This is a genomic window from Raoultella sp. (assembly GCF_039594335.1).
Classification (GTDB): domain Bacteria; phylum Pseudomonadota; class Gammaproteobacteria; order Enterobacterales; family Enterobacteriaceae; genus Klebsiella.
The window spans coordinates 33,828-59,617 of sequence record NZ_JBCNNS010000012.1 but is presented as its reverse complement, the minus strand read 5'-3'; the positions used below and the strand labels follow the sequence as shown (position 1 = coordinate 59,617).

Below are 25,790 nucleotides of genomic sequence, written 5' to 3'. Positions count from 1 at the left end.
TGCCATCAAGCGGCGACAGATGGCCCATCAAGACAAAGTAGCGCCCGGAAAACTGCCCGGTCTGCTCAATGGCATAGATGTCCGCGGGGCTTTCCACCACGCAAATCTGGCCGTTTTCACGGCGGCGAGGATTGCTGCAAATATTGCACACCTCCTGCTCGGTGAAGGTGCGGCAATCGGCACAGTGGCCGATTTCCGACATCGCGCGCGTCAATGACTGCGCCAGACGCATCCCGCCGCTACGATCGCGCTGAAGTAGCGTAAACGCCATGCGCTGCGCTGACTTCGGGCCAACGCCCGGCAGGCAGCGCAATGCTTCCATAAGCTGAGTTAACAGCGGGCTGGTTTGCATCAGAATGGCATCTTAAAGCCAGGCGGCAACTGCATGCCGGAGGAGACGGAAGCCATCTTCTCTTTCTGGGTCTCTTCAATACGGCGCGCCGCATCGTTGAACGCCGCAGCGACGAGATCTTCCAGCATATCTTTGTCGTCTTCCAGAAGGCTCGGGTCAATCTCCACGCGGCGGCAGTTATGCGCGCCGTTGATGGTCACTTTAACCAGACCTGCGCCGGATTCACCGGTCACTTCCAGCTGCGCTATCTCTTCCTGCATTTTCTGCATTTTGTCTTGCATCTGCTGGGCCTGCTTCATCAGGTTACCCAGGCCGCCTTTTCCACCAAACATAGGCTTCTCTCTCAGTAAGTCATCGTTAAGGATGCTGACCGCAAGTCAAACTTGCAATCAAATGGGGCGAATACTCTCTTCATCCAGATCCGCATCGAAGAACCGGCGCAGCGTCTGAATGTTGTTATCCGCAACAATTGCTTCGCGCGCTTGCGCGAGCTTCTCTTCATAAATTGCCTGCCGCCACTCCAGCGGCGTGCGCATCGCAGGATTATCGTCTTCCACGATAGTCAATTCAACCGGTGAACCGTACAACACGCCTAGCGCTTCGGCTAACTTTTGCTGCGCGCCGGCAGAATTGAGATGCCGCTGGCTCGGACGCAGATGCAGGCAGATACGGCTACCGTCCTGCTCTTTCCACGCGTTCAGCGCCACCTGCTCGACCAGCTTCGGCACCATCAGCTGGTTAACTTCCGCAGCCCAGCTGTCGCGTTCGACCGCTTCCAGCGCCAGTTTTGCCGCCAGTTCCGGCGTTTTTTCATGTTCCAGCGCTTTCTTCAGCGCCTTCGGCGTCGCGACCTCTTCTTTCACCGTTTCGACAATCGTCGTCGCCTTCCAGCGATAGGCTTCTTTTTTGGCCGGGACCTTTTCCTGCACCGCCGCGACGGCCGGACGAGCCTGCACACGCTCGGTGATTGAACTCAGTCGCTCCAGCGCAGCGTTATTCACCGGCCGCGCGCGGGATGCGGCTGCCGGTTCACTCTTTTTTGGGGTGGGGGCTCCCTGGTTACGCTGCAGATGACTGCGTGCCGCCAGTACCTGACTGGTGGTTTGTGGCAGATTCTGCGGCGGCGGCTGAACCGGCGGCGCGGATACCGCTGCCGCCTGCACAGGCGCGGCCGGCGTTGCCGGTAGCGGTTTCACCTCGGGTTCTGGCAGCGGCGCTTGCGGATGGAATGCCAGCGCACGCAGTAGCGTCATTTCCACTCCCATACGCCGATCCGGCGCATACGGCAGCTCTTTGCGGCCAATCAGGAGCGTCTGATAGTACAATTGTATATCGGTGGGCGGCACGGTGCGCGCGAGTTCACGCATCCGCAGCTCCACCGCAGCCATATCGGCGCCCAGCGCCGAAGGAGAGAGCTGAACCATCGCAATCCGGTGCAGCAGACTCTGCATTTCAACCAGCAGCGCTTCCCATTCAACGCCGCGGGAGGCCGCTTCGTTGACCCCCGCCATGACGCGTTCGCCATCGGCCGCCACCAGCGCCTCAATCAACGACAGCGCCTGATCGTCGTCGAGGGTGCCGAGCATCGTACTGACCGACTCCGCCGTCAGACGGCCATCGCCGCTGGCAATTGCCTGATCGGTCAGGCTTAAGGCATCGCGAAGGCTGCCATCCGCCGCGCGCGACAGCAGCTGCAGCGCGCGAGATTCATAGGCAATCTGCTCTGCGTCGAGAATATGCTCAAGCTGATGGCGGATCTGTTCGACATCCAGCGCCTTAAGATGGAATTGCAGACAGCGCGACAGGATCGTCACCGGCAGCTTCTGCGGATCGGTAGTCGCCAGCAGGAATTTGACGTGCGCAGGCGGCTCCTCGAGCGTTTTTAACAACGCGTTGAAGCTGTGGCGCGACAGCATGTGGACTTCATCGATCAGATAGACCTTAAAGCGACCACGGGCCGGTGCATACTGGACGTTGTCCAGCAGGTCGCGGGTGTCTTCGACTTTGGTACGGGAAGCAGCATCAATCTCAATCAGATCGACAAAGCGCCCCTGCTCTATTTCGCGGCAGTTATCACACACGCCGCACGGCGTGGCGGTAATACCGGTTTCACAGTTCAACCCTTTTGCGAGCAAGCGCGCGATGGAGGTTTTCCCCACGCCGCGGGTGCCGGAAAAGAGATAAGCGTGATGAATGCGCCCTAACGATAAGCCGTTCGCCAGTGCGGTCAGCACATGTTCCTGGCCGACGACGTCAGCAAAGGTTTGTGGGCGCCATTTACGGGCTAAGACCTGATAACTCATGGGCTGGCTCTGAAACGCTGGAAGGTGAAATCACGAGGGGTCATGCTATCACAGCCCCGCCCGATCGGCGAGGCTATGTGGAGGGATTTGCTTAGTGGCCCGGGAACGGAACCAGGCTATAGCAGTGGATTCCCAGTTTTTCCAGACGCTGCTCGCCGCCCAGATCAAACAGATTGATGATAAAGGCCGCGTCATGCACTTCACCGCCCAGGCGGCGAATCAGCTTCACGGTTGCATCAATCGTGCCGCCGGTGGCCAGCAGATCGTCAACGACGAGAACTTTATCGCCCGCTTTGATCGCATCGACATGAATCTCCAGTTGATCGGTACCGTATTCAAGCTCGTAGCTCTCCGCAATGGTTTCACGCGGCAGCTTACGCGGTTTACGTACCGGCACAAAACCCACGCCCAGCGCCAGTGCAACCGGGGCGCCAAACAGAAAACCGCGTGCCTCAGTGCCCACCACTTTGGTGATGCCGGCGTTTTTATAACGCTCGGTCAGCAGCTCAATGCTTAACGCATAGGCCTTCGGGTCTTCCAGCAAGCTGGTGACATCGCGGAAAAGAATACCCGGTTTCGGATAGTCCTGAATGCTTTGGATGCTGTTCTTTAGATATTCAAGCTGCTGTGCAGTTGCGGTCATAAGTTTATGCCTGATAAAAACGGTGTTACTCACGAGCAGGCCAAACGGGTCAAAGAAACATTTGGTTAACCTTTAACCAGGCGCGCCCGCGCTCGAAAACGCTCGAATTTACTGTCTGTAAGCGACAATTGCAACACTCATTATGATGCATTAGTGCTTTTGTTGCGTCGCGTCAACAACCGGAATACGCCACATAAATATCAACAGGCAGGTCAGAATCACCAGCAGCATGATGCGAACCCACGTAAGCTTGACCAGCCACAGCGACACGGCGAAGGTCAGCAGGATCATCACGACTGCCCGCGGCTTAGCGCCGGGCGGCATCGCACGGTATTGCTGCCAGTGACGAAGATAGCCGCCAAACCAGGAACGATACAACAGCCAGTGGTGAAAACGCGGTGAAGAACGGGCAAAACACCAGGCCGCCAGCAGAATAAACGGGGTGGTCGGCAATAAAGGCAAAAAGACGCCCAGCGTCCCCAGCGCTACCGCCAGCCAGCCTATGATGATTAAAATAATACGTGGCATAATGCGAATCGTTATCAGGCAGATGCGGCTACTCTAGCACAGTTGTCTATCAGGGTAGGGAGGTGTTATTTGAAAACAACCCGGCTTTTACAAACGCTGGAAAATCAGCTGGCCCAGTTGGCCGTGCAGGTGGCACCGCTGGCGCATCATGCTACGCTCAGCGCCCGCTTCGATCGCCAGCTGTTCCGCACTCGCAGCACGCTGATGCAGGACTGTCTCGAGGAGGCGCAGCAGCACTTTTCTGAGCTGCGGCAGGCCGTTGAACTACAGCAGCTTCCACAGGTCGCCTGGCTGGCGGAGCGGCTGGTCGCGCAGGTTGCCGCCCTCAGCCGGGAGGCAGCAACCTGGCCACTGCGCCGCTGGGATAGCGCCTCGCCCGGAGTGAACCGCTGGCAGCGGCGGCGACTTCAGCATCAGGAGTACGAACGTCGACTGCTGGCGATGCGAAACGATCGCCAGCATCAGCTCGCGCAGGCGACGATGCTTGAGGAGCAGCAGCGGCTGGCGAAAGAAGTCGATGTCTGCACCGGGCGTTTAGCACGCTGCCGCGATGCACTGGAAAAAATAGAAGGCGTGCTGGCACGCTTAACGCGCTAACAGAAGGAAGCACTATGTCGCTGGAAAACGCCCCGGATGAGGTCAAACTGGCCGTTGATTTGATTATGTTGCTTGAAGAGAACCAGGTGTCAGTGCAAACCGTATTGGGGGCGCTGGAGATAATCAAACGTGACTATGAAAATAAACTCAAGCACACCGGACAGACGTCAGATGAAGCGGATAAACGCTAACGACAGCCCGTCTGAAACGGGGCGGCACACTGGCCGCCCCTGCGGAGTCTTTTACCCGATAGCCGGAGACGGATCGTCCCCTTTGACCTCACGCTTGAGCGCCGTCACTTCATCCCCTTTTTCATTACGCAGATGGACTTCCAGCTGGTTGAAGGCGATGTTGATGTCGTTTTCACGACACAGGCGGTCGATCGCGCGGTTCAGTTCATCGACGGTATAGCTGCGATCGCGCAGTTCGCGGACATATAAACGCAGCTCATGATCCAGCGTGCTGGCGCCGAAGGTGGTGAAGAAGACCGATGGCGCAGGTTCCGGCATCACTTTCGGATGCTCATGTGCCGCCTGCAGCAGAACTTCCTTAACCTTATCCAGATCGGACCCGTACGCCACGCCGATGCGGATCACCACGCGGGTCACGGTGTCGGAGAGTGACCAGTTGATCAACCGCTCGGTCACAAACGCTTTGTTCGGGATGATCACCTCTTTACGGTCAAAGTCGGTAATAGTCGTGGCGCGAATGCGGATCTTGCTGACAGTACCGGAGAAGGTACCGATCGTCACGGTATCCCCGATGCGCACCGGGCGTTCGAAGAGGATAATCAGACCGGAAACAAAGTTACCGAAAATCTCCTGCAAACCAAAGCCCAGACCCACCGACAATGCGGCCGCCAGCCACTGCAGCTTGTCCCACGAGACGCCCAGCGCGCCAAATACCGTCATCGCACCGATCGCGATAATCGCGTAGTTCAGGATCGAGGTAATGGCGTAAGACGTCCCCTGGCGCATATTGAGCCGAGAGAGAATCAGCACTTCCAGCAGGCCCGGTAGGTTGCGGATCAATGCCCAGGCAACCATGGACGCGACGATCGCGAACAGCAGGCTTCCCATCGTCACGCTCCTCACCACACTGGCTCCCGCTTCGGTGCCGTTGTAGTGCCACAAGGTGATGCTGTCGAGATAGGCGAATACGGTGATGAGATCGGACCAAATTGCCCAGAATACGACACCAAACAAGGCGACCATCACCAGCATGGTAATACGCAATGTTTGCTGGTTGACCTGCTCCAGCGCAATCGTCGGTTCTTCCTGCGGCTCAGCCCCTTCCGCCCCCTCTTTGACCATATGCTGACGACGGGCCAGCGCACGCCGCCAGGCGATACGCCGCGCGGCAACGCTCAGGCCACGCAAAACGCTCTGGTACAGCAGATTCCACAGCATCACCAGGTAGACGGTCTCAATCCAGCGACCGGCCAGACGCAGGGTGGTATAGAAGTAGCCGGTTGCCGTCAGCACCATCAGCGCGACAGGCACAATCGAGAGAACGGTGACGGTGAGAAGACGCAGGCTGTGAGACTCTTTATCACGCCAGCTATCACGACACATCGGCCACACCAGTACCGCGATCAGCAGCAGATTGAGGAAGATAACAAACTGTCCCAGTACGTCATCCATCAGATTCAGCGGCGACAGCTCGGAGACCACCGACCAGAAATTCAGCGGCAGCAGCGCAAGACTGACGCGCACAATTTGCCGGCGCCAGTGGCTGGTCAGATGCGGCGGCATGTTAAAGTGGCTTACCGCAACGCCGTCTTTTTCCAGTACCTTCCAGCACAGGCCAAACACCAGCCAGAACAGCGCCAGTTTTTTACTGTATGCCCACAGCAGTTCGCTAATGTTCAGCTGCATCGTCAGCAGAATCAGCCCTATCGCCAGAATCAGCAGCACGACAGGCAATGCACGGATCAGGTCGATAAGAATCGCTTTAGGCGTATGGAGTTGCGTGTCGTTACGCAACTGGCCGACCTGCGAGGCCAGCCGGGCCTGGTAATTACGTAACCACTGCAGGCGCCAGCGGATCAGGCCAGCAATCAACAGCAGCGGCAGACCGGCAAGGAAGGCAACGAACACCGCTGGCCACGCTTTCTCCCAGTTTACGGTGATTTTCATCGCCTTAAACTGCCCTTTCAGCGCTTCCGGGAAAGATTTAATCCACTCCCAGTCCATCGGTTTATTGCTATTTACCCAGAAAATCTGCTGAGTCAGGATCGCTTTCAGGTTGCTTGAGACGCTCATTAACTGCTGCTGGTTGATCTGCAGGTTAATCGCCATCATCAACTGATTGCCGAGCTGCTTGTTAAACTGGTCGAGCAGTTCGCGGCGCATATCCACGATGTCCAGCAGGGCATTGTGTACGTCAGGGGTCACGTCACTGCTGTGCCCATCTTCCAGTTTGGCGACGAACGCATCGCTCTGGAACAACGCATCGCGCTGTTGGTTGACTTCAAACTGTTCAAGACGCAAATCGGCAATACGGTTGGTCATATCTTCCAGCTCGTCCGCCGACGGAAGCGTCTGCTGCTGCTGGTAAAGGATGCGCGACAGTAACAGGCTCCCTTTGAGGACTGAAATCTGTTCTTTGATATCACGCTCAGATTGCAGCGCCCGATCGAGCCAGTTTTTCACTTTAATGTTGCGCTGCACCAGCTGATTGCCGTTCTCGGTCGCCGCGATGAGCTTCTGACTCAGTTGATGGTTAACGTCCAGCTCTTGTTGGACCAGCGGGTTGGACTGGATACGCGCCGTCTCATCTGGCGTGACCGCTTCCTGAGCGGTTTTTTCCGTTAGCGTCAGGCGCTTGCTGTTAACCGCTTCCTGCAGCAACTGCAGTTGATGTTCAAGACGATTACTGTTGGCGCTGACGTAATCACGTTGCTTTTGCAACGTATCCTGCAACGCGGTATTACCTTCAAGGCTCTTCCGCTGCTGCTCGATTTGCGCGTTAAGCAGGGCCTGTTGCGCCAGCAGTAATGCCTGCTGACTTGGCCGCAGAGCTTCGTCACCCGTGGTGGTGGTGCCGTTCAGGCGGTTACGTATCTGTTGTAGCTGCTGGGAAGCCGCATACATCGCATTTTGCACGCGTTCCGGCTGAGTTTGCAGGGAGACCAGTTGACTGTTGTAGGTCGCCAGATCGTTCTGCGCGGTTTGCAGATCGTCCAGCGTCTGGGAGAGACGAGATTCCAGCTGCCGCAAAGAGAGTGTGCTGAACGTTTTCCGCGTCGCCTCATCATCAGGCACCTCGCTTAACGCGTTCAGACTATCAACCGCCTGGCGCATCTTCGCTGGCGCCTGCTCAACCTGTTGCCGCAGTTGAGTCGTTTCCGACTTAATCCGCTCAATTTTATCGAGTGCTTCAAGCGTCTGCACCAGGTCTTGTTGAACCAGCTTGTCCTGTGGTGTCAGTTCCTTTTGCTTATTTAGCGTATTAAGTTGATTCTGAATATCAGATCGGTCAGGGACATCGGCAGCCAAAGCCTGATTAACGCTAAGACAGCCGACAAATAACAACAGTACAATTACAAAAGCGGAAGTGGCATTTCGCCAACGGATAGTATGCAGCATAGTGTTAACATGAGTGGTTGCAATAGCCGGAGAATACCGGGGGTCGTCGCAGCCCGCAGAATAGCACTTCTGCAATCGCGCGAATAGCTGCGACCATCAGCAAACACTCACCTTTTTTATTTTTCCGGTATCGCTAATTATTCCCCTCCGAAGGCGCCCGGAGCGTAGGGCAAAACTGATACATTTCGAGAAGAATGGCCACGTAGTCGTGTGCTTCTTTTTCAAGATCGAATGAATCCGGTGCAAAGAGCCAGTTTTCCATCAGACCGGAGAGATAGCTACGCATTAAAATCGCCGCCCGGCGGGTTAACAAATTGGCCGGCAGCATCTTGGCCGCAATACACTCCTTTAACGTGTGTTCGATACGTTCATAGCTCTCAAGACATAAGCTGCGCTGCGCTTCCTGAACCACCTCCATCTCACCGACAAACTCACATTTATGGAAGATAATTTCCATCATGAGCCGCCGACGCTCTTCTGTTACGGTGGCTTCAAGAACATGGACTAAGATCCCTCTCACAACTGACAGTGGATCGTTAGGGAATTTTGCCCGATACTCAACTTCAAGATCGCTAATACTTGCGTCCGACAACACCCATATTTCATTGAATAGATCTGATTTATTCTTGAAATGCCAGTAGATAGCCCCCCTCGTTACCCCGGCAGCTTTTGCAATTGCTGCTAACGAGGTAGATGATACGCCTTGCTGCGAAAACAAACGCAGAGCAACATCCAGAATGTGTTGCCGGGTTTCAAGTGCCTGTTGTTTGGTTTTTCGTGCCATAGGTCGATGAGTTTGCAGAGGTTGCGTTTACATACATTTGTGAATGTATGTACCATAGCATGACCATAATAGAAACACAGTAGTGGGTTTGTGGTCGTTTGAGCCACTGAACAATTTGAAATCGGACACTCGAGGTTTACATATGAACAAAAACAGAGGGTTAACGCCTCTGGCGGTCGTTCTGATGCTCTCAGGCAGCTTAGCGCTAACAGGATGTGACGACAAACCGGCTCAACAAGGAGCCCAGCATATGCCGGAAGTCGGTATTGTGACGCTCAAATCCGCACCTCTGCAAATCACCACTGAGCTACCGGGCCGTACCAGCGCCTACCGTATTGCAGAAGTTCGTCCTCAGGTAAGTGGCATTATTCTGAAACGTAACTTTACGGAAGGCGGCGACATCCAGGCTGGAGTGTCCCTTTATCAGATCGATCCGGCGACTTACCAGGCCAGCTATGAAAGCGCCAAAGGCGACTTAGCCAAAGCACAGGCAGCGGCCAATATCGCCCAGTTGACGGTTAAGCGTTATCAGAAACTGCTCGGCACCAAATACATCAGTCAACAGGATTATGATACTGCCGTCGCCGACGCCCAGCAGAGCAATGCTGCCGTTGTTGCGGCGAAAGCCGCTGTGGAAACTGCACGTATTAACCTGGCCTATACCAAAGTGACTTCGCCTATCAGCGGCCGGATTGGTAAATCCGCCGTGACCGAAGGTGCGCTGGTGCAGAACGGTCAGGCCACTGCGCTGGCAACCGTGCAGCAGTTGGATCCTATCTATGTTGATGTGACCCAGTCGAGTAACGATTTCCTGCGTCTGAAACAAGAGCTGGCAAATGGCACGCTGAAACAAGAAAACGGTAAAGCCAAAGTCGAACTGGTTACCAACGACGGTCTGAAGTATCCGCAGAGCGGCACGCTGGAGTTTTCTGATGTCACCGTTGACCAGACCACCGGTTCTATCACTTTACGCGCCATCTTCCCGAACCCGGATCATACCCTGTTACCAGGGATGTTCGTCCGCGCTCGTCTGCAGGAAGGGACCAACCCGGACGCCCTGCTGGTTCCGCAGCAGGGCGTAACCCGTACACCGCGTGGTGATGCCAGCGTTATGGTTGTCGGTGAAGGCGATAAGGTCGAAGTTCGTCAGGTCACAGCAACGCAGGCGATTGGCGATAAATGGCTGGTCACCAGCGGAGTGAAATCCGGCGATCGCGTGATTGTCGCCGGACTGCAAAAAGTAAAACCAGGCGTGCAGGTTAAAGCGCAGGAAGTAGCCTCTGACGATCAACAGCAAGTTGCCAGCAACGCTCAGTCAGAACAAACCAAGTCTTAACTTAAACAGGAGCCGTTAAGACATGCCTAATTTCTTTATCGATCGCCCCATATTCGCATGGGTGATCGCCATAATCATCATGCTTGCCGGGGGACTTGCGATCCTGAAGCTGCCTGTCGCGCAATATCCAACGATTGCGCCACCAGCAGTCTCGATCACTGCAACCTACCCTGGTGCTGATGCAAAAACGGTGCAGGATACCGTGACGCAGGTTATCGAACAGAACATGAACGGTATCGATAACCTGATGTACATGTCCTCCAACAGTGACTCAACCGGTACGGTACAGATAACCCTGACCTTCCAGTCTGGTACAGATGCGGACATCGCGCAGGTACAGGTGCAGAACAAACTGCAGCTCGCCATGCCGCTGCTGCCGCAGGAAGTACAGCAACAGGGCGTGAGCGTGGAGAAATCCTCCAGCAGCTTCCTGATGGTTGTCGGCGTTATCAACACCAACGGCACCATGACGCAGGAGGATATCTCCGACTACGTTGGCGCCAACATGAAAGATGCGATCAGCCGAACGTCCGGCGTGGGTGACGTTCAGCTGTTTGGTTCTCAGTACGCGATGCGTATCTGGATGGATCCGAACAAACTGAACAACTTCCAACTGACGCCGGTCGATGTAATCAACGCGATTAAAGCGCAGAACGCCCAGGTCGCAGCCGGTCAGTTAGGCGGCACGCCGCCGGTGAAAGGCCAGCAGTTGAACGCCTCAATCATCGCGCAGACCCGTCTGAAATCCGCTGACGAATTCAGCAATATTCTGCTGAAAGTGAACCAGGACGGTTCGCAGGTTCGTCTGCGTGACGTGGCGAAAGTAGAACTCGGTGGCGAAAACTACGACATCATCGCGAAGTTTAATAACCAGCCGGCCTCCGGTCTGGGTATCAAACTGGCGACCGGCGCCAACGCCCTGGATACGGCGAAGGCCATTCGCGCTGAGCTGGCGAAAATGGAGCCGTACTTCCCGTCAGGTCTGAAGGTTGTTTACCCGTATGACACCACGCCGTTCGTGAAGATCTCGATTCATGAAGTGGTTAAAACGTTGGCTGAAGCGATCATCCTGGTCTTCCTGGTGATGTATCTGTTCCTACAGAACTTCCGCGCCACGTTGATTCCAACCATCGCGGTACCGGTGGTCTTACTGGGTACCTTCGCCATTCTTGCCATTTTTGGCTTCTCGATAAATACCCTGACCATGTTTGGTATGGTGCTGGCGATAGGCCTGCTCGTCGATGACGCCATCGTGGTGGTGGAAAACGTCGAGCGTGTCATGGCAGAAGAAGGCCTGCCGCCGAAGGAAGCAACCCGTAAATCCATGGGCCAGATTCAGGGCGCACTGGTCGGCATCGCGATGGTGCTTTCTGCGGTATTTATCCCGATGGCCTTCTTCGGTGGTTCAACAGGGGCGATTTACCGCCAGTTCTCCATCACCATCGTTTCGGCGATGGCGCTGTCGGTGCTGGTTGCGTTAATCCTGACCCCGGCGCTGTGCGCCACAATGCTGAAACCCATCGCTAAAGGCGGTCATACCGAGCACAAAGGCTTCTTTGGCTGGTTTAACCGCATGTTCGATAAGAGCACGCACCATTATACCGATAGCGTAGGTAACATTCTGCGTAGTACCGGTCGTTACCTGGTGCTGTATCTGATCATCGTCGTCGGAATGGCCTGGCTGTTCGTCCGTCTGCCAAGTTCGTTCTTGCCGGATGAAGATCAGGGCGTATTCCTGAGCATGGCGCAACTTCCGGCCGGTGCTACGCAGGAACGTACGCAGAAAGTGCTCGACGAGATGACGGACTACTATCTCACCAAAGAGAAAAACAACGTTGAATCGGTGTTTGCCGTTAACGGCTTTGGCTTCGCGGGTCGTGGTCAGAACACCGGCATCGCTTTCGTCTCGTTGAAAGACTGGAGCGAACGTCCGGGCAAAGAGAACAAAGTTGAAGCGATTACCGGTCGCGCGATGGCCCGCTTCTCGCAGATTAAAGATGCGATGGTCTTCGCCTTTAACCTGCCGGCTATCGTCGAACTGGGTACCGCAACCGGCTTTGACTTCCAGCTGATTGACCAGGGCGGCCTGGGTCATGAAAAACTGACGCAGGCACGTAACCAGTTGTTTGGTGAAGTGGCGCAACACCCTGATTTACTGGTCGGTGTTCGTCCGAACGGCCTGGAAGATACGCCGCAGTTCAAGGTGGATATCGACCAGGAGAAAGCGCAGGCGTTGGGCGTATCTATCAGCGACATTAATACCACGCTGGGCGCCGCCTGGGGCGGTAGCTACGTCAATGACTTCATCGACCGCGGTCGCGTGAAGAAAGTCTACGTCATGTCTGAAGCGAAATACCGTATGCTGCCGGAAGATATTGGCAACTGGTATGTTCGTGGTAGCAATGGACAGATGGTGCCGTTCTCAGCTTTCTCCACCTCACACTGGGAGTATGGTTCACCGCGCCTGGAACGCTATAACGGTCTGCCGTCAATGGAGATCCTCGGTCAGGCGGCGCCGGGCAGAAGTACCGGTGAAGCGATGACGATGATGGAAGAGCTGGCCAAAAAACTGCCTGCGGGTATTGGTTATGACTGGACCGGTATGTCCTATCAGGAACGTCTGTCCGGCAACCAGGCACCAGCGCTGTATGCTATCTCGCTGATCGTGGTATTCCTGTGTCTGGCGGCGCTGTATGAAAGCTGGTCGATACCGTTCTCCGTTATGCTGGTTGTCCCATTGGGGGTTATCGGTGCACTGCTGGCGGCCACGTTCCGTGGTCTGACGAACGACGTTTACTTCCAGGTAGGCCTGCTGACCACCATTGGCCTGTCGGCGAAGAACGCGATACTTATCGTAGAATTCGCCAAAGACCTGATGGATAAAGAAGGCAAGGGGCTGATTGAAGCGACCCTGGAAGCAGTGCGTATGCGTCTGCGTCCAATCCTGATGACCTCGCTGGCGTTTATCCTCGGGGTTATGCCACTGGTTATTAGCTCCGGCGCAGGTTCCGGCGCGCAGAACGCCGTAGGTACCGGCGTAATGGGCGGGATGGTGACGGCAACGGTTCTGGCTATCTTCTTTGTTCCGGTCTTCTTCGTGGTGGTTCGCCGCCGCTTCAGCAAGAAATCGGAAGACATTGAGCACAGCCATCCGACTGAGCATCATTAATCTCTCCACTGAGGGCCGCGCTAGCGGCCCTTTTTTTCGCCTTCGTCCCCGCTCGCTTCAGCATTCGTTGAGGAAATTTTTCGGATAGCGTATATTGAAACGCACGCATTGCTACGGTTTACTTTGCATCCTGATATACAATTTCTGGCGATAAGTTTTACTTTGTTTTTATCAGATTATTCTTTTGTCGCTTTACCCTTATCTAAACTAAGAACATTCTTAACCTCAGAGTTGTCCGGGTTTAAGTTCTGGTGTCAAAGAAAAGAGTCTGCTAAATCAATGATCCATAAGCATTGCTTTGAAGAAGCATCACTTTGAATGACATGGCATAATTAGTTCAGATATTTTTAAGATAAATTAACGGCGATAATTGTAATTTTTCGTAATAGCACGGTGAAATCTTTTTGAGAGTGGATTATAGTTAAAAAAACAGGATTACAATGTATGTGTCAGGTCTGTTAGTCGTGTTCATCCCACAACGGTGCTTGCTAGTCGTCGTTTAAACCACTAAAAAGGGGATGCGTTATGGACGAATACTCGCCAAAAAGACATGATATCGCGCAGCTTCGATTTCTTTGCGAAACCCTGTATCATGACTGCCTTGCAAACCTGGAAGAGAGTAACCACGGGTGGGTAAATGACCCGACGTCGGCTATCAATCTTCAACTTAATGAATTGATCGAACACATAGCTACGTTCGCGCTTAATTATAAAATTAAGTACGCTGAAGATAATAAACTGATCGCTCAGCTGGACGAATACCTGGATGACACTTTTATGTTGTTCAGCAGTTATGGCATTAACACGGCCGATCTACAGAAATGGCGCAAATCGGGAAATCGGTTATTCCGATGTTTTGTCAACGCCAGCCGGGAAAATCCGGCAAGTCTTTCTTGTTAGTATTATTACAATCAAAAGGTGAAGTTATGTCTGGTGAACCATTAACCAAAACAGACTATTTGATGCGCTTACGTCGCTGTCAGACAATTGATACGCTGGAACGTGTAATTGAAAAAAACAAATATGAACTTTCAGATAACGAACTGGCTGTATTTTACTCAGCGGCCGATCACCGTCTTGCTGAATTGACGATGAATAAGCTCTACGACAAAATTCCGACATCGGTGTGGAAGTTCATTCGCTAATTCATTTTACCTGTCAGTCAGATGCTTAACCGGGTCCTCCCCCTACTCTGGGTATCATTGTGATATTACTCGCATAAGTCACCAAGGCGCACCCATGAAACCGGTTTCTTTTTGTATAGTGTGATGCCTACCGACCTTAATCAGGAAAGCAGCATGAGTGAAGAGAAAGGTAAAATGATCGCCGGTGAACTGTATCTTCCTGGCGATGCCGTGCTACGGGCAGACCGTCTGCGCGCCAGGCAATTGCTACATCGCTACAACCACTCGTCCCCGGACGAACGGGAGTGGCGGAAAATATGTCTGACGGAACTGTTTGGCCAGGCTAACGATGCTGATATTGAACCCACTTTCCGCTGTGATTATGGTTACAATATTTTCCTCGGCGCAAATTTCTACGCAAACTTTGATTGCGTGATGCTCGATGTCTGCCCGATTCATATCGGTGATAATTGCATGCTGGCGCCCGGCGTCCATATCTATACCGCCACGCATCCATTAGATGCCGCCGAACGCAACAGCGGTAAAGAATACGGTAAACCCGTGACTATCGGCCATAATGTGTGGATTGGCGGACGGGCGGTCATTAATCCCGGGATCACTATCGGCGATAATGCAGTCATTGCCTCCGGCGCCGTAGTCGTGAAAGATGTTCCGGCCAATGCCGTGGTCGGCGGCAACCCGGCGCAAATCATTAAGATGCTGACAGCTGAAAAAGCGTAACTGTTATGCTTTTCTGCAACTGATCTGTTACTTCCCCGAGAGATTTCCGCAACATAAAATAGCCTTCAGGCTGAGCCTTAGCAGAATTCGGGGACCAAGATGACAGAAATACAACAACTGCTGACAAACACGATTGATGAGCTCAATGTGAAAGAGAAGCGCGACAACCTTCCGCGCTTTAGTATCAGTTTTATTCGCAATCATCCGTGGCTGTTCGTAGCAATGTACGCCGCATTCCTGGCAACATTCGTGGTCATGCTGACCTCGGAAACGCTGGCCGATTCGGTTTGGCTACTGGTGGTTCTGTTCGCTCTGTTAAACGGCTTCTTCTTTTTTGACGTCTACCCGCGCTACCGCTACGAGGATATCGATGTCCTGGATTTTCGCGTTTGCTACAACGGGGAGTGGTACAACACGCGATACGTTCCTCAGCAGTTGATCGAACGCATTATGCAGTCACCCCGCGTGGACGGCGAGCAGAAAACCCAGCTCCAAAAAATGGTGGCGACGAAAGGTAAACTCTCGTTCTACGATATCTTCAGCCTCAACCGCGTCGGTACCGCCCGATAAGACGATTCAACGTCCGCACCGCAGGGCCAAAAAGCGAGGCGGACGTATTGCCATACCCCAGCACCAGCCCGCTTCGCGCGCGTTGTGTATCAAGGTAAAACCGGCTTAATGCTGCCGGTGCTTGTTGGTACTGCCGCGCCTGCTCCACCACCGCACCATCGTCTATCCCGTCAATCGCCACCGTCAGGTGCAGTCCGCCCTCGCCACCGAGAATCGCAAAAGGTTGCGTGAGCTCCGCCGCCAGCACCTCACGGAGCTGCAGTTGTCGCCGGCGATACAAGCGCCGCATCGCCGCCAGATGACGCGCGTAATGCCCCTCTTCGATAAATAACGCCAGCGCTCGTTGTTCAACCCGGTGACCACCACGCAGCAACGATCCCACAAAGCCCTGAGCAGCTTGCGCCAGGGCGGGAGGCATCACCACGAAACCAATACGCAGCGCCGGAAACAACGTCTTGCTGAAGGTGCCGATGTAGACCACCGGCGCCTGTTTTATCATCCCCGGCATCGCTGGAACAGGTTCACCGCTATAGCGAAACTCACTATCGTAATCATCTTCAACAATCCATGCGTCATGCTGGCGGGCATATTCCAGCAGCGCCAGGCGCCTGCCTGCGCTCATCACTGCGCCACAGGGATACTGGTGCGACGGTGAGGTAAAAATCAGCCGCGGCGGCGGGTTCTCGTTCACATCCGGGCACATCCCTTCACTGTCCACCGGCATCCCTTTTATCTGTAACCCGGCTTTTATAAATACGCTCTTCGCGCCGGGATATCCCGGCTCTTCAACCCATACGGTATCACCCGCCACGCTCAGCAGATGGGTACAGAGGTTCACCCCTTCGAGCGCACCTTCGGTAATCACGATTTGCCGGGCGTCGCAGCGGATCCCGCGAGATATCGCCAGATGGCGGACAATCGCTTTCCGCAGCGCGAGTTCCCCTGCCGCCTCTCCGTAGCCCAACAGTGCTCCCCCCTCTTCGCGTAGCACCTTGTCGAGCAGCCGCCGCCAGATTGGTAGAGGAAAATAGTTAATCGCTGGCGTGCCGGGAGTCAATGCCAACGTCGGCGAATCGCGACGAGTGCCGGGAGGTAGCGCGAGCAGCCGCTCCGGCAGCGCGATAGTCAGCGGTTGCTCCTCCCGCTCACCGGAGGCGGTCAGCGTCGCCACATACGTTCCCTGACGGCTGCGCTGCAGGTAGCCTTCCATGGTCAGTTGCTCCAACGCGCCGTTAATCGTATTACGCGACAGATTTATCCGCGTCGCGATAATTCGTGACCCCGGTAGCCGGCTACCGCCTGCCAGCGCCCCCTGCAAAATCGCCTCGCGCAGCGCGCGATACAGCGTATGCTGAAGGGTTTCATGACCTCGCCGGGATAAGGCGTGTTCCAGTAGTGTAAAGAAGGCATCATCAGGAATATTCATCGCGGCTCCTCGTGGCACCATCAAAACATACCTCTATGGTCCTTTTTATGGAACCAGTAAAACTTTAGTCTCACTCCATTCCCCCAGACAAGGAGCCCCCAATGCCTCAATATAATTCGTTCGGACAGCCTGTTGGTCAGGCCCTGCCCGACTGGCAGCCGCGTCCGTTTCCGGAACGCCAAATTCTACAGGGACGTTACTGCCGCCTGGAGCCGCTGACTCCCGCTCACGCCAGCGCGCTCTTTGCCGCGCATCAACTGGCCCCGGATACCCGGAGCTGGACGTGGTTATTGCGCGAACCGGACAACTGCGTTGAGACATTCAGCGCCTGGATAGCCAGCGTGGAAAAGCTCGGCGATCCTCTCCATTTCGCCGTGGTGGATGAACGGACCCAGCAGCCCATCGGCTCCCTGGCACTGATGCGTATCGATGCCCCAAATGGCGTGATTGAAGTCGGGCACGTGCACTTCTCACCGCTGCTCAGCCGGACCGCAATGGCGACGGAAGCCCAATGGCTACTGATGCACTATGTTTTCGATACCCTCGGCTATCGCCGCTATGAGTGGAAATGTAATAGCCTGAACGAGCCTTCGCGCCGGGCGGCGCAACGGTTGGGATTTCACTTTGAGGGGCGCTTTCGTCAGGCGTTAGTGATAAAGGGCCACAACCGCGATACCGACTGGTTTTCGATAATCGACAGCGAGTGGCCGATGATTGATAAGGCGATGCAGCGATGGCTGGACAGTGGGAACTTTAGCCCCGATGGTCAGCAGCGTGCCACGCTGGAGAGCTTCCGCACGTCGACAGACTAGCGTCTCTTCTTGCGTCCCTGTACGGCTTTAAAGCGAGGATTGCTTTTGCAGATAACGTACAGCCGCCCTTTGCGTTTCACAATCTGACAGTCCGGGTGGCGCTGTTTCGCACTGCGCAACGAGTTAAGTACCTGCATCCTTAGTTCCTTTTAGCATCAATAAAGCCGCCGAAGCGCTGGCGGAAACGTGCAGTGCTGCCTTCGCTGTTGAGGGCTTTCTGCTTACCGGTGTAATACGGGTGCGATTTAGACGACACATCGAGGGTGACATAAGGATAGGTCTCCCCATCCAGCTCAATCACGCGCTCGGTCTTGATTGTCGATCCCACTTTAAAATATTCATTCACGCTGGTGTCATGGAACACGACAGTACGGTAATGCGGATGGATATTGTCTTTCATGATAATCTCGTCATATATGTTATAACATAACAATTAGGTTACGCCGCTCAAAGACAAAGATCAACCATGAAAAGCAAAGGGATGAAAAGTCGAGCGGCGCGAACCGCCCATGAGAGATTAAGAATTCAGTTGATGGGCAAGCGCACGCAGCTGTTCTGCAATCGCCTGCAGGTCTTTCCCCTGCTCCGTTCTTGGCCCGGTGGAATGACGCACGACCAGCCGTGCAGGCAGGATTGAAGAGGTACGCGAGATTTCGCCATCGCCGCTATCAAGAATACGACGTAAGGCCTCTTTCCCCTGCAAATCGAGATCCAGCGACACGGTCGTCAGCGCCGGGTAGAAGAACGAGCTTTCATAGGTATCATCGTAGCCAATTACCGATTTCTCACCGGGAATCGGGACCTGATGCTGATGAAACGCACTCAGTACCCCCAGCGCCATCTGATCATTCCCCACCAGCACTGCCGTAAATTTCGGCGTCTCACGCAACATCTGCAGCGCGCCCGCATAGCCGCTTTGCGCGTCCCAGTTACCACGAATCACCGTCACCGGCTGCAGACCATACCCTGCCAGCGTCTCTATCCAGCTCTTCAGGCGCAATGTTGCCGAGACGGAGCTTTCCGGCCCGGCCAGCAGCGCAATCTCCCGATGGCCCATCTCATACAGATATTTGACGCTCGCGCGGGTGCCATCAGCCGGATTAAACGAAACGTTGAACACGGAGCTGTAGGGATCGACATCGAGAAAGAGACAAACGATATCATCGTTATCAGCCGCGATTTTCTGGGCCTGTTCGGTCTCCAGCGGCACGTTGATAATGACCTTATCAACCAGCTGAGACTTCAGCTCATTGATGGATTCCTGAATACTTTGATTGACGCTCTCATCGATCATAGAGATTAACACCTGATAACCTTCCACGTTCGCATAGCGTTTTACCGCTGCGGCGACCTGAGAAGGTGCGTGCAACGACAGTGAAATCGTCACCAGACCAACGGTCCGACTTTGCTTGCCCACCAGCTGTTGGGCCAGGCGGTTAGGGACATATCGCAATAGCTCAATGGATTTCTCCACCTTACGACGCGTGGCCTCGGATACATTAGCAGATTTATTGAGTACCCTGGACACGGTCTGATAGGAGACGCCTGCATGACGCGCGACATCTTCTAAGGTTGCGCTTTTCGACTTCATGGTCCGGTTCCTTACTGTTGTTATCCCTGAATTGTAACAGGGGCTATTTAAAAAAACGCGCTCCGCAACGTTTTCCTGCTCGAATATGACAATAAAAGTATTACGCTCACAATACATCAAATTGTGAATTGACTCACTGACCGTAACAAATCACGCCACTTTATTTGCACTAAATCACACTATCGCGATCATTAAATTGCCTGGAGTTACGTTTAGGCATTTCATGACACCGTGAATGTGAACGTAATACAAAACAATAAGAGGATAGACATGAACACTACGCTGCGCACAGTATCTGTTGCGTTGGCCGCCGCGCTGATTTCACCATCCGTGCTTGCGGCTTCCGCCTCTGTTCCTGGAATCGATTTTCATGGTTATATGCGTGCCGGAGTTGGGGTCTCCGGAGATGGCAGTCTGGCCGAATGGCAAAAAAACAAAATTGGTCGTCTGGGTAACGAATCCGATACCTATGGCGAACTGGAGCTGGGTTCTGAGGTATACAAAAAGGACGACGTCAGCTTCTATCTCGATAGCATGGTCAGCATGGTCTCTGACGGTTCTAACGATAACGAAACCACCCTCAATGACGATGCGCAGTTTGGCCTGCGTCAGTTGAACCTGCAAATTAAAGGCCTGATCCCAGGCGATCCTAATGCGGTAATTTGGGGCGGCAAGCGCTACTACCAGCGCCACGATCTGCACATCATCGATACCAAATACTGGAACATCTCCGGTTCCGGTGCCGGGATCGAAAACTATACCTTTGGCCCAGGCGCCGTTTCACTTGCCTGGATCCGCGGTGACGCAAACGATGTTGATTACCGCGTCGATGGCGACAGCAACGTCAATATCAACTATGTCGATCTGCGCTATGCGGGCTGGAAACCATGGTCCGGCGCCTGGACCGAATTTGGTATCGACTACGCAATGCCTAACACCACCAAAAAACAGGATAGCTACGGCGGGCTGTACGATGCCGATAACGGTGTGATGCTAACCAGTGAAATCAGCCAGGATATGCTGGGCGGTTACAACAAGCTGGTTCTGCAGTATGCGAATAAAGGGCTGGCGCAGAACATGGTCTCCCAGGGCGGCGGTTGGTACGACATGTGGAACTACGTCAACGATGCCACCGGCTATCGCGTAATCAACACCGGTCTGATTCCGATCACCGACAAATTCTCAATTAACCATGTGCTAACCTGGGGCTCCGCCGACGACATCACCGACTACACCAACAAAACGCGCCTACTCTCTCTGGTCGCACGCGGACAGTATCAGTTCACCGAGTATGTCCGTTTGATTGGCGAAGTCGGCGGTTTCTACCAGAAAGACAGCTATAAGAACAATACCGACTACAAACAAGCCGGCGAGAAATACACCATTGCGCTGGGTCTGGCCGATGGCCCGGACTTTATGTCTCGCCCGGAATTACGTATTTTTGCCTCCTATCTCAATGATTCCGAGAATGGCAAACCGTTTGAAGATAAAACCGCCAGCAATACATGGAACTTCGGTGTCCAGGTCGAAGCCTGGTGGTAAGAGTCATCTTGTTATCTGAACATATTTTATCTCCAGCTGTAAGGTCGTAATTACCCTCCGGTAATGATTATTGCCATTATTTTCTTTGTCTTATTTTCGGGATAACTCAATATTGAGTTATCCCTTTTTATTTATTATCTTTATTTACGGCTGGTAAAGTGCTCGTCCAGGAGTTGACGCAGGGCGTCAGACTGCTTGCCAAAAATAGCGTGCACCTGTTGCCCAAGAATAATCACGCCCAGCGCCCCTTGCTGCTGTAACGCCTGAGAATCGACGATGGCCAGATTATTAACTGTGACCCGCAAACGCGTAATACAGGCATCGACATTAACCATATTTTCTTCCCCACCAAACGCCTGAATTAAATACTGTAGCTGTTGCTTTTCAATATCGCTTAACGGGACTGGTTGGCGAGGTTGAGCGAAATAATGCAGAAAGGATTTTAAACTGACCATCATGCACTCCTGATAATATCAAGGTAAAAAAAAGCCTGCTCGCAGGAGCAGGCTCGGATAACGCGGTGTTTACGCTTTACGACTGAGAATACGGCAGTCCCACGCCGTTAAGGTCAACGGCGCACTCATGACCGCGCCGGATAAACTGTCCTGATAGCCCTGCGGCAGGCTTACGCTGTGCTGCTGTGAGCTGTAGTTTTGCAAGAAAACATAGGTCGTTTCACCATCGGTGCGTGCCGTAGCGACCACGCCCGGCGGAAGCTCACTCTCGAACGCCCGTGGTAAAGCCAGTTCCCGGCTGATGACCGCGAAGAAATCGCGCTGGAAAGCCAGGTCGTTGCGTGAGGCGACATGCCAGGCTTTCCCCTTGCCGAAATGATTTACGGTAACCGCCGGGCGGCCAGCGTAGAAATCGTCACGATAGGTTGCCAGTGGCCGGGCGTTTTCGGCATGAATCAGCTCGCACAGATGGCGTACCTGATACGGCCCCTGTAACCCGCCTTCATTGCCTGCCAGACCCTGCACCAGATTCCGCTCGCCGTCATTCAGGCAATCAATCTCCTCCGCCCAAATGCCCAGCAGGTTACGTAGCGGTCCTGGGAATCCGCCAGAATGGCAAAGGTCGGACTCATTAACGATACCTGTCCAGTAGGTGGTCACCAGATGCCCCCCGCTGGCGACAAACGCTTCGGCGCGCGCGGCAAACCCGTCGCGAACCATATACAGCATCGGAGCGATGACCAGCTGGTAGGCACTCAGATCGCCATCGGCATCAATGATATCGACCGCAATGCCCTGTTCCCAGAATGGCCGGTAGTGTTCATTAACGGTATTTTCATACTCCATACCGAGATTACGCGGGCCCTGCGCATCATCCAGCGCCCAGCGGTTTTGCTGGTCAAAAATAATCGCCACTTTGGCATCGGTGCGACAACCAACCACGCCCGGCAGCCGACTGAGCATGTCTCCCAGCTGGCTTACTTCACGGCCGACGCGGGTATCCAGGTGACCAACATGATCAATGACCGCACCATGGAATTTCTCCACCGAACCACGGCTCTTACGCCACTGGAAGTACTGAACCGAATCTGCACCGTGGGCGACAGCCTGCAGCGAGGAGAGAATATGCATCCCCGGTTTTTTCAATTTACTGGTCGGCTGCCAGTTGGTGACACTTGGCGTTGACTCCATCAGCACGAACGGCTTGCCGCCCTTCAGGCTGCGCATCATGTCGTGGTACATCGCGGTATAGCAGGCCAGCGCGGTTTCATCTTTATCGCGATGCCACATCGGGTAGCTGTCCCAGGAGATAAAGTCCAGCTCCTGCGCCAGCTGCCAGTAGTCGTAATCGTAGAAATACTCCATGAAGTTGGTCGTCACCGGCAGATCGGCATTCGCCGCCTTCAGCGGGGCAATCTCATGGCGGCAAAAGTCCGTGACCTGCGCCGTATTAAAGCGGCGCCAGTCGAGGTTCAGCCCGTGAATGGACACTTCGCCCTGCGGCGCCGGCGATTCTATCTGTGACCAGTCGCTGTAGGTGTGACTCCAGAAGGTGCTCCACCAGGCGTGATTAAGATTTTCCAGCGTTTGATAGCGCGCTTTCAGCCAGTCGCGAAACCGCGCCTGACAGCGTTCACAATGGCAATCTCCGCCATATTCATTGGAAATATGCCAGCCGAGAACCGCCGGATGCTGCGCGTAGCGTTCCGCCAGCAGACTGTTGATTTTAAATACCTTCTCCCGGTAAACCGGTGACGTCATACAGTGGTTGTGCCGCCCGCCATGCAGCGCCGGTACCCGGTCGCGCCCCACTCGCAGCACCTGCGGATAGGCCAGTGACATCCAGGCCGGACGCGCGCCGCTTGGCGTAGCCAGAAATACGTGAATACCCGCGGCATACAGCTTATCCAGAATGCTATCCAGCCAGCCAAATTCAAATACGCCTTCCTGAGGTTCAAGTTTGGCCCAGCTGAAAATCCCTACCGACATGACGTTGCATTTAGCCTGCTGCATCATGGCAATATCTTGATCGATAATACCGGGATAATTATCCCACTGTTCCGGGTTATAGTCAGCGCCATGCAATAATACATTGACCTTCGGACTCAAAGGCGCAAATTTATTCATAATAAACATCCTGAAGTGTAAAACTTAACGATTAATTAAAGACTTTCGCTGAAGGTAATACTTTCCCCTGGCAATCAAACAACGCTTGATTTTCTCGGGCATTACCCTGTTTCCATTCATCGTGGATATATTTCATTCCCGCCGGCGTGGCCCAGGTATTTCCCGGCACGGCAATCCAGGTGGGTTCCCAATAAAAAATGCCTTTTCCGCGCTGGCCAGGAACATCAGCAACCGCCTGCATTAAATCGTGAATATAATTATATTGCCCCTGTACCGTGGCCGGATAACCGCCCGCTTTTTCTTCTTTGGCCTGGAAACTGTTTTCCGCGTTGTCACAATTTTCCAGGGTATAGGCATAGGCGGCCTCCACGACTATCACATCTTTGTTATAGCGTTTGCTGATATCATCCATATTCGCTTTCAGCGCGCTAATCGGGCCGTTCCAGTAGGTGTACATCGACAGGCCGATGATGTCGTACGGCACGTTGCGTTTGCTGATTTCATCACACCACCAGCGGAAAGTATCGTTCTTAGTGCCTTCAGCCAGATGAAGCATGATCTTCACCTGCTCACCATTCTTCAGATTCTCTTTCAGACCGTCGATTGCTGCATTCAGCAGGCCAGCCAGACGGTCAAATTCGCCGCCACCCTGCCCCCAGCTTTTGCCTTCCGGCCACAGCATGCCACCGTTAATCTCATTGCCAATCTGCACCATATCCGGCAGAACGCCTTCCTGCTTAAAGCGGGCGATGGTGTCACGGGTGTAGTCGTGAATGGTCGTTTTCAGCTGCGGGTAATCCATTTTTTCCCAGGCTTTCGGCTTGAATTGTTTACCCGGGTCGGTCCAGAAATCGCTGTAGTGGAAATCCAGCAGCAGCTTCATGCCCTGTGCTTTTGCCCGCTTCGCCAGCGCCAGCGTCGCCGCCAGATCGTTATCACCGCCGCCGTAGCCCTGACCCTGCGCATCTTTCGGGTCAACCCACAGGCGCAGGCGGACATAGTTCACGCCATCGGCTCGCAAAATGGCGATCGGATCCTGCAGTTGGTTGTTGTGGTTATAAAACTTTGCCCCATGCTTTTCCGCATCCAGCAGCGTGGAGATATCTGCGCCTTTAATAAAATCCGCAGGCATCGCGCGAAAGGCGCGCGTTTGCAGCGCCTCGGCAGCCAGAACAGAAGGGGAAAAACTGCATACCAGACAAACAGCAAGCAACGCGGGTGTTAATCTTTTCATGGGGTTATCCTTTTGTACTGCCAGAAGTCAGGCCGGAAACAAAGTATTTTTGTAATGCCAGGTAGAGAATCGCGACCGGTACGGCAATCAGCACCGCTCCTGCCGCGTAGGTGGTATAACTGGCGCCCATTTTTTGCGCGACCAGGTTATACAGGCCGATCGGGAGCGTGTATTTGTCCGGCGTACGCAGAATGGTGCTCGACAGGATAAAATCGCCCAGCGGACCGGTGAATGAAAACAGCGCCACGACCGCGAGAATTGGTTTCGACAGCGGCATGATTATCTCAAAGAAGATGCGGAAGCTGCTGGCACCGTCCATTCTTGCCGACTCATCCAGATCTTTTGGGATCGCGTCGAGATAGCCTTTCATCAGCCAGGTATTCATTGGGATCATGCCGCCAACGTAGATCAACGCCAGCGCCAGATGGCTGTTGATCAGCCCCAGTAGCTGCGAAAGCACGAAGATCGCAATCAGCGCAGAAAACTGCGGGATCATCTGCAGCAGCAGAAACAACATCAGCCCGTTCTGCCGGCCTTTAAAACGAAAGCGGGAAAAAGCGTAAGCGGTAAAACTGACGCTGATTAAGGTCAGCACCATGGTCATGAAACTGATTTTCATCGAGTTCCAGTACCAGGTCAGGTAGTTCACATTGCCGTTGAACAGGTCAGCATAGTGCTGGAATGACAGGTTCTCCGGAATAATCGAGGTGCTGAGCAGGCTGTTTCCGGCGTTCAGCGACGCGCCGACGGTCCACACCAGAGGATAGATAATCACCACCGAGACCAGGATAACAATCAGCCAGGTGAATGACAGGCGAATCCACTTTTCGCGTTTAATACTGGGTGATTTAGCCATTGTTGCTTCC

26 protein-coding genes and 1 other annotated feature are annotated in these 25,790 nt (G+C 54.0%); of the genes, 10 read left to right on the top strand and 16 right to left on the bottom strand.

The genetic code is table 11. The features are described from left to right. The 5 genes from ACZAHD_RS03505 to ACZAHD_RS03485 all read right to left on the bottom strand — a co-directional run. On the bottom strand, positions 1-352 hold a 352-nt coding region (locus ACZAHD_RS03505; protein ID WP_462455548.1), incomplete at its 3' end, for a recombination mediator RecR. Further along, on the bottom strand, positions 352-684 hold the full coding sequence (locus ACZAHD_RS03500; protein WP_004858807.1) for a YbaB/EbfC family nucleoid-associated protein: 333 nt from the start codon (positions 682-684) through the stop codon (positions 352-354). The genes ACZAHD_RS03505 and ACZAHD_RS03500, both read right to left, overlap by 1 nt. A gap of 57 nt (positions 685-741) precedes the next feature. Beyond that, the gene (dnaX, locus tag ACZAHD_RS03495) at positions 742-2,655 is read right to left on the bottom strand and encodes a DNA polymerase III subunit gamma/tau (RefSeq protein WP_462455547.1); all 1,914 of its coding nucleotides are present in this window, start codon (positions 2,653-2,655) and stop codon (positions 742-744) included. After that, positions 1,348-1,412 (bottom strand) — a sequence feature (DnaX frameshifting element). It overlaps the preceding gene by 65 nt. Before the next feature lie 91 nt (positions 2,656-2,746). After that, the gene (apt, locus tag ACZAHD_RS03490) at positions 2,747-3,298 is read right to left on the bottom strand and encodes an adenine phosphoribosyltransferase (protein WP_462455546.1); all 552 of its coding nucleotides are present in this window, start codon (positions 3,296-3,298) and stop codon (positions 2,747-2,749) included. Between the two features lie 150 nt (positions 3,299-3,448). Beyond that, complete coding sequence (locus ACZAHD_RS03485; protein WP_462455545.1) at positions 3,449-3,826, bottom strand: DUF454 family protein; 378 nt, start codon at positions 3,824-3,826, stop codon at positions 3,449-3,451. Between the two features lie 69 nt (positions 3,827-3,895). Here ACZAHD_RS03485 and priC point away from each other — a divergent pair, with 69 nt between their 5' ends. Next, positions 3,896-4,423 (top strand): primosomal replication protein N'', encoded by a 528-nt coding sequence (gene priC / locus ACZAHD_RS03480; protein ID WP_462455544.1) that lies wholly within the window; start codon positions 3,896-3,898, stop codon positions 4,421-4,423. A gap of 14 nt (positions 4,424-4,437) precedes the next feature. Then, positions 4,438-4,614: a pleiotropic regulatory protein RsmS gene (gene rsmS, locus ACZAHD_RS03475; protein ID WP_462455543.1), complete on the top strand. Its 177-nt coding sequence runs from the start codon at positions 4,438-4,440 to the stop codon at positions 4,612-4,614. Positions 4,615-4,665: 51 nt separating this feature from the next. Here the strand turns inward: rsmS and mscK are convergent, their stop codons facing one another. Both mscK and acrR read right to left on the bottom strand, forming a co-directional pair. Then, positions 4,666-8,013: a mechanosensitive channel MscK gene (gene mscK / locus ACZAHD_RS03470; protein WP_462455542.1), complete on the bottom strand. Its 3,348-nt coding sequence runs from the start codon at positions 8,011-8,013 to the stop codon at positions 4,666-4,668. A 133-nt stretch (positions 8,014-8,146) separates the two neighbouring features. Then, complete coding sequence (gene acrR / locus ACZAHD_RS03465; RefSeq protein WP_462455541.1) at positions 8,147-8,797, bottom strand: multidrug efflux transporter transcriptional repressor AcrR; 651 nt, start codon at positions 8,795-8,797, stop codon at positions 8,147-8,149. A 142-nt stretch (positions 8,798-8,939) separates the two neighbouring features. Here acrR and acrA point away from each other — a divergent pair, with 142 nt between their 5' ends. The 5 genes from acrA (at position 8,940) to maa (ending at position 15,167) form a co-directional block, all read left to right on the top strand. After that, positions 8,940-10,133 (top strand): multidrug efflux RND transporter periplasmic adaptor subunit AcrA, encoded by a 1,194-nt coding sequence (gene acrA / locus ACZAHD_RS03460; protein ID WP_462455540.1) that lies wholly within the window; start codon positions 8,940-8,942, stop codon positions 10,131-10,133. Between the two features lie 22 nt (positions 10,134-10,155). Further along, entirely contained in the window at positions 10,156-13,302 is a 3,147-nt protein-coding gene (gene acrB, locus ACZAHD_RS03455) for a multidrug efflux RND transporter permease subunit AcrB (RefSeq protein ID WP_462455539.1), read from the top strand. Positions 13,303-13,827: 525 nt separating this feature from the next. After that, the gene (gene tomB, locus ACZAHD_RS03450) at positions 13,828-14,202 is read left to right on the top strand and encodes an Hha toxicity modulator TomB (protein WP_004858785.1); all 375 of its coding nucleotides are present in this window, start codon (positions 13,828-13,830) and stop codon (positions 14,200-14,202) included. Positions 14,203-14,228: 26 nt separating this feature from the next. Further along, positions 14,229-14,447 (top strand): HHA domain-containing protein, encoded by a 219-nt coding sequence (locus tag ACZAHD_RS03445; RefSeq protein WP_004858783.1) that lies wholly within the window; start codon positions 14,229-14,231, stop codon positions 14,445-14,447. 153 nt (positions 14,448-14,600) lie between these two features. Continuing rightward, on the top strand, positions 14,601-15,167 hold the full coding sequence (maa, locus tag ACZAHD_RS03440; RefSeq protein WP_462455538.1) for a maltose O-acetyltransferase: 567 nt from the start codon (positions 14,601-14,603) through the stop codon (positions 15,165-15,167). On the opposite strand, the gene ACZAHD_RS03435 is transcribed toward maa, so the two are convergent. Next, entirely contained in the window at positions 15,139-15,273 is a 135-nt protein-coding gene (locus ACZAHD_RS03435; RefSeq protein ID WP_462455551.1) for a hypothetical protein, read from the bottom strand. The two genes, maa and ACZAHD_RS03435, sit on opposite strands and share 29 nt — an antisense overlap. On the opposite strand from ACZAHD_RS03435, the gene ACZAHD_RS03430 reads away from it, so the two are divergent. Further along, positions 15,267-15,737 (top strand): YlaC family protein, encoded by a 471-nt coding sequence (locus tag ACZAHD_RS03430; RefSeq protein ID WP_462455537.1) that lies wholly within the window; start codon positions 15,267-15,269, stop codon positions 15,735-15,737. The genes ACZAHD_RS03435 and ACZAHD_RS03430 overlap by 7 nt on opposite strands. On the opposite strand, the gene pdxR is transcribed toward ACZAHD_RS03430, so the two are convergent. Then, complete coding sequence (gene pdxR, locus ACZAHD_RS03425) at positions 15,712-17,163, bottom strand: MocR-like pyridoxine biosynthesis transcription factor PdxR (protein WP_462455536.1); 1,452 nt, start codon at positions 17,161-17,163, stop codon at positions 15,712-15,714. The genes ACZAHD_RS03430 and pdxR overlap by 26 nt on opposite strands. Positions 17,164-17,264: 101 nt before the next feature. Between pdxR and ACZAHD_RS03420 the strand changes: the two genes are divergently transcribed. Further along, on the top strand, positions 17,265-17,975 hold the full coding sequence (locus ACZAHD_RS03420) for a GNAT family N-acetyltransferase (RefSeq protein ID WP_462455535.1): 711 nt from the start codon (positions 17,265-17,267) through the stop codon (positions 17,973-17,975). On the opposite strand, the gene ykgO is transcribed toward ACZAHD_RS03420, so the two are convergent. The 3 genes from ykgO to ACZAHD_RS03405 all read right to left on the bottom strand — a co-directional run bounded on the left by ykgO (position 17,972) and on the right by ACZAHD_RS03405 (position 19,566). Further along, on the bottom strand, positions 17,972-18,112 hold the full coding sequence (gene ykgO, locus ACZAHD_RS03415) for a type B 50S ribosomal protein L36 (protein ID WP_003859006.1): 141 nt from the start codon (positions 18,110-18,112) through the stop codon (positions 17,972-17,974). The genes ACZAHD_RS03420 and ykgO overlap by 4 nt on opposite strands. A 2-nt stretch (positions 18,113-18,114) precedes the next feature. Continuing rightward, positions 18,115-18,375, bottom strand: coding sequence for a type B 50S ribosomal protein L31 (locus ACZAHD_RS03410; RefSeq protein ID WP_004858777.1), 261 nt, complete (start codon positions 18,373-18,375; stop codon positions 18,115-18,117). A 117-nt stretch (positions 18,376-18,492) separates the two neighbouring features. Beyond that, positions 18,493-19,566 carry a LacI family DNA-binding transcriptional regulator gene (locus tag ACZAHD_RS03405; RefSeq protein WP_462455534.1) on the bottom strand — a complete coding sequence of 358 codons (1,074 nt, stop codon included), beginning with the start codon at positions 19,564-19,566 and terminating at the stop codon, positions 18,493-18,495. A gap of 270 nt (positions 19,567-19,836) precedes the next feature. Between ACZAHD_RS03405 and ACZAHD_RS03400 the strand changes: the two genes are divergently transcribed. Then, positions 19,837-21,108, top strand: coding sequence for a maltoporin (locus tag ACZAHD_RS03400; protein ID WP_462455533.1), 1,272 nt, complete (start codon positions 19,837-19,839; stop codon positions 21,106-21,108). Positions 21,109-21,248: 140 nt separating this feature from the next. Here the strand turns inward: ACZAHD_RS03400 and ACZAHD_RS03395 are convergent, their stop codons facing one another. From ACZAHD_RS03395 to ACZAHD_RS03380, 4 genes are all read right to left on the bottom strand, one after another. After that, positions 21,249-21,563, bottom strand: coding sequence for a glucose PTS transporter subunit EIIB (locus tag ACZAHD_RS03395; RefSeq protein ID WP_462455550.1), 315 nt, complete (start codon positions 21,561-21,563; stop codon positions 21,249-21,251). 69 nt (positions 21,564-21,632) lie between these two features. Beyond that, the gene (locus ACZAHD_RS03390) at positions 21,633-23,690 is read right to left on the bottom strand and encodes a beta-galactosidase (RefSeq protein WP_462455532.1); all 2,058 of its coding nucleotides are present in this window, start codon (positions 23,688-23,690) and stop codon (positions 21,633-21,635) included. Between the two features lie 31 nt (positions 23,691-23,721). After that, positions 23,722-24,924 carry a glycoside hydrolase family 53 protein gene (locus tag ACZAHD_RS03385; protein ID WP_462455531.1) on the bottom strand — a complete coding sequence of 401 codons (1,203 nt, stop codon included), beginning with the start codon at positions 24,922-24,924 and terminating at the stop codon, positions 23,722-23,724. 4 nt (positions 24,925-24,928) lie between these two features. Next, a complete protein-coding gene (locus ACZAHD_RS03380; RefSeq protein WP_462455530.1) occupies positions 24,929-25,780 on the bottom strand; it encodes a sugar ABC transporter permease in 852 nt (283 codons plus the stop codon). Positions 25,781-25,790: the final 10 nt, after the last annotated feature.